The organism is Roseiarcus sp. (assembly GCF_052145395.1).
Classification (GTDB): Bacteria; Pseudomonadota; Alphaproteobacteria; order Rhizobiales; family Beijerinckiaceae; genus Roseiarcus.
Window position 1 is genome coordinate 1 of sequence record NZ_JBKQOT010000479.1, and the last position, 4067, is coordinate 4067.

Sequence of the window (4067 nt, forward strand, 5' to 3'; positions counted from 1 at the left end):
TGGACCGTAAAGTCGACTGCGCCCAGCTTGCGGATGGTCATGGCGCGCGCAATCGCTAGCGCAGAGGTAACGCGTTGCCGAGGCGATGCAAAGGTGAGTCTGACAAACTCGACGGACCATCCTCGGAATTAGTGCAGGACGCTTTTCGATCTTGGGTCCTATTTGGGTCCTGCGCCTGCGCGGCAAGCTTACGCGGCACACATTGGAAATATCGGATTACTTAGATGTTTCAGTCGCTTGGTAATGGTGGAGCCAGACGGAATCGACGGATCGGTCGCGCGGGCGGCGGTATAACCGCAAAGCTTCGCCCGCCACAAGACCTATCGCAAAAAAAAGGCGGCGCTTGTCGCAAAACCGTCGCCTCGGGGGATCAGCGCGTCCCGAGGCGGCGACAAGCTCAGCCCTCCTCGTCCGGCGCGATGTCGCCGTCGATCAAGTTGCTGACGTCGTCCTCGTCCTCTTCCTCCTCCTCGAGGAAGGAGTCGTCTTCGTCGGCGGCGTCGTCCTCGACGTCGATGTCCTCGACCACAGTCTCGGCGACCTTCTCCTCGCCGGCCTCGACCTCGTCGAGCGACACCATGTCGACGCCCGCCGGGGCGACCATCTGGGTATCCTCTTCATCCTCCTTCGTCGCCGCCCGGGCGCGCATCGCGGCCCCCTGGAAGACCGTGCCGCACTTCGGGCAGACGATCGGGTCCTTGTTGAGGTCGAAGAATTTGGCGCCGCACGCCTGGCACTGGCGTTTGGTTCCGAGTTCGGGCTTGGCCAATGGGATCGGTTCCCTGTCGTTTCGATGGCTGTTTTCGGAGGCTCCGGTTAGCCACGTCGGGGAACCCTGTCAATGCGTTTCCGCCGCCGTCGACAGGGGTTCGACCCGATGCTACGAGCGGTCGCCGCGCGAGCGGCGCTCTCGTCACCTAGCCGGGTTCGCGCGTGTCCGTCTCCCCGTCCCATGCCCATGTCCCAACGCCGCTCAGCGCCGTGCGCGGCCAAGCGCTCAATGGCCGGTTCCGGCCGCCCGGCGACAAGTCGATCTCGCACCGCGCTTTTCTTTTTGGCCTGCTCACCTGCGGCGAAACGCCGATTGAAGGGCTGCTCGAGGGCGACGACGTGCTGCGCACCGGCAAGGCTTGCGAGGCCCTCGGCGCGGCGGTCGAACGCCTCGCCCCAGGCCGCTGGCGCGTTCGTGGGCCGGGGCTCGGCTCGCTCCCGCCGCCGCGCGCAACGCTCGACTTCGGCAACGCCGGCACCGGCTCGCGACTGATGATGGGCGTCGTCGGCGGGCATGGGATCACGGCGACCTTCGACGGCGACGCTTCGCTGCGCAAGCGTCCGATGAATCGCATCCTCGACCCGCTGAAACGGATGGGCGCTGAAGTCCTGTCCCAGGCTGAGGGCGGCCGCTGCCCGATCACGCTGAAAGGCGCGCGCGATCCGTCCCCGATCCTCTACCGGACGCCGGTCGCGTCGGCGCAGATCAAGTCGGCCGTGCTCCTCGCCGGCCTGAACGCGCGGGGGGTCACGACGGTGATCGAGACCGAAGCCTCGCGGGACCACACCGAGAAGATGCTTGCCCATTTCGGCGCCGAGGTGAGAGTCACGACGGAGGGCGAGGGACGGCGCATCGACCTCGTCGGGCGCCCTGAACTCAGGCCGAGTCCGGTCGTCGTGCCGGCCGATCCCTCATCGGCGGCTTTCCCGATCGTGGCGGCGCTGATCGTCCCCGGCTCGGACATCGTGGTCGAGGGCGTCATGATGAACCCGCTGCGCACGGGGCTCATTACGACGCTGCGCGAGATGGAGGCGGACATCGACATCCTCGACAGGCGGATCGAGGGCGGCGAGGAGGTCGCCGACCTCAGGGTGCGGGCGAGCGCGTTGAGAGCCGTCGACGTGCCCGCGGCGCGCGCGCCCTCCATGATCGACGAATATCCGATCCTGGCGGTCGCAGCGGCGTTCGCGTCCGGGACGACGCGGATGCGGGGTCTGCACGAGCTCAGGGTCAAGGAGAGCAACCGTCTCGCGGCCGTCGCGGCGGGCCTCGCCGCCGCCGGCGTTGCGCATGCGATCGAAGGTGACGATCTCGTCGTTGAAGGCGGCGGCCCGCCGAAGGGCGGCGGGCTCGTCGCCACCCACATGGACCACCGCATCGCGATGAGCTTCCTCGTCATGGGGCTCGCGAGCCGGGAGCCGATGGCGGTCGACGACACCGCGATGATCGCCACCAGCTTCCCCGAGTTCCGCCCGGCGATGGAGCGGCTCAGCGCGACGTTCGAATAGCCTGCGCGCGCCGGCGTCATCGTCAAGGGCGGCCGCGCGCCGTCGCCGGCCGCCGCTGTCCCGAAGCCATGCGCTTCGTCATCAGCTTGACGGCGATCAAGTGAATTGATTCCCGTACGCGATTCATGGACTGTGTGCGCTTGTCGTCCGGCGCCACAATCCGAACAAATCCGGTTACAAAAAGACAGGATGACGCGGCGAGATTCGCCTGCGCCGCGACGAGACCATGGGCAGGCCGTCGAGCCCGTCCCAGCAGGAGGAAACGGAAATGAATCGCACGAGAAGTCTCGCCTCCGTCTTCGCCGCGCTCCTTGCGCTTTCGCCGCTGGCGGCGCAGGCGGCGGACAAGGTCGCGATCGGCGACATCGACGACATGTCGGGCCCCTATGCGGACGTGAACGGCCCGAGGGCAGTCGAGGGCATCAAGATGGCGATCGCCGACTTCGGCGGCAGCGCGCTCGGCCAGCCGATCGAGTTTTTGACCGCGGATCATCAGAACAAGCCCGACATCGGGGCGAGCAAGTTCCGGGAATGGGCGGACACGCGGGGCCTGACGATGCTGCTCGGCGGCTCGAACACCGGCGTGAGCCTCGCGATGGCGCCGATCGCCAAGGAACGGAAGGTGCCGTTTTTCGCCATCGGCGCCGCGGGGGCTTCGCTGACCGGCAAGGACTGCAACGCCTACACGATCCATTACGGCTACGACACCAACGCGCTCGCCAACGGCACGGCGAAGACGATCCTCGATCAGGGCGGAAAAACTTGGTTCTTCTTGACGGCGGACTATGCCTTCGGCACGCAGCTTCAGGCGGCGGCGACCAAGGTCGTCGAAGCCGGCGGCGGCAAGGTGCTCGGCTCGGTCAGGGCGCCGCTCGGAACGTCGGACTTCTCGTCCTACCTGTTGCAGGCGCAGAACTCAGGGGCGCAGGTGGTCGGCCTCGCCAACGCCGGCGCCGATACCATCAATTCCCTGAAGGCCGCGCACGAATTCGGCCTCACCAACACGATGAAGCCGGCGGCGCTGCTCGCCTTCATCACCGACATCAACGCGGTCGGGCTCGATACCGCTCAGGGGCTGTACCTCACCGCCGGCTGGTACTGGGACCTCAACGACAAGAGCCGCGCTTTTGGCAAGCGCTTCTTCGACAAGACGGGCGCCATGCCGACCTACAATCAGGCCGCCTATTACTCCGCGACGCTGGCCTACCTCAACGCGGTCAAGGCGGTCGGCGCGACCGACCCGGACAAGGTGATGGCTGAACTCCACAAAACCAAGGTCGACGACATGTACACGAGCGACGGCGTCATTCGCCCCGACGGGCTGCTCGAACACTCGATGTATGTGATGCAGGTCAAGACGCCCGAGGAGTCGAAAGGGCCGTGGGACTATTACAAGCTGGTGAAGACGATGTCGGGCGAGGAGGCCTATGGTTCGCTCGCCGACTCCGCCTGCCCGTTGGTGAAGAAGTAGGGCGTTTGTCCCTGGGCGCGTGATGGTGTCGGGCCGCGCCATCTTGCCCTCACCCTGCCGCTTCGCGGCTTCCCTCTCCCGGTGGGAAAGGGGCGTCCCCTTCCCCCTCAGGGGGAAGGTGGCCCGAAGGGCCGGATGAGGGTTTCGGGGCGCCTCGGCAAAAACGCAATCCAATCGCCGTCCGCCTCACTTGCCGCTCCCGGCAGTGGGCTTCCAGGCGCTCCGCCCCCGCCGGCCTCGCGGGACGGGCGCCTATCGGCGCCCCTTGGCGGGGGTCGCGCCCAGCTTGGCGTATCCGTTTGAAATTCGATGAGGG

General features: G+C 66.7%; 3 protein-coding genes. 2 read left to right on the forward strand and 1 reads right to left on the reverse strand.

The annotated features are described in order from the left end of the window. Positions 1-397: 397 nt before the first annotated feature. The gene (locus tag ACLP25_RS16300) at positions 398-769 is read right to left on the reverse strand and encodes a TIGR02300 family protein (protein WP_442470231.1); all 372 of its coding nucleotides are present in this window, start codon (positions 767-769) and stop codon (positions 398-400) included. 164 nt (positions 770-933) lie between these two features. Between ACLP25_RS16300 and aroA the strand changes: the two genes are divergently transcribed. Further along, complete coding sequence (gene aroA, locus ACLP25_RS16305; RefSeq protein ID WP_442470232.1) at positions 934-2280, forward strand: 3-phosphoshikimate 1-carboxyvinyltransferase; 1347 nt, start codon at positions 934-936, stop codon at positions 2278-2280. Positions 2281-2548: 268 nt separating this feature from the next. Continuing rightward, positions 2549-3751: an ABC transporter substrate-binding protein gene (locus ACLP25_RS16310; RefSeq protein ID WP_442470233.1), complete on the forward strand. Its 1203-nt coding sequence runs from the start codon at positions 2549-2551 to the stop codon at positions 3749-3751. Positions 3752-4067 lie beyond the last annotated feature (316 nt).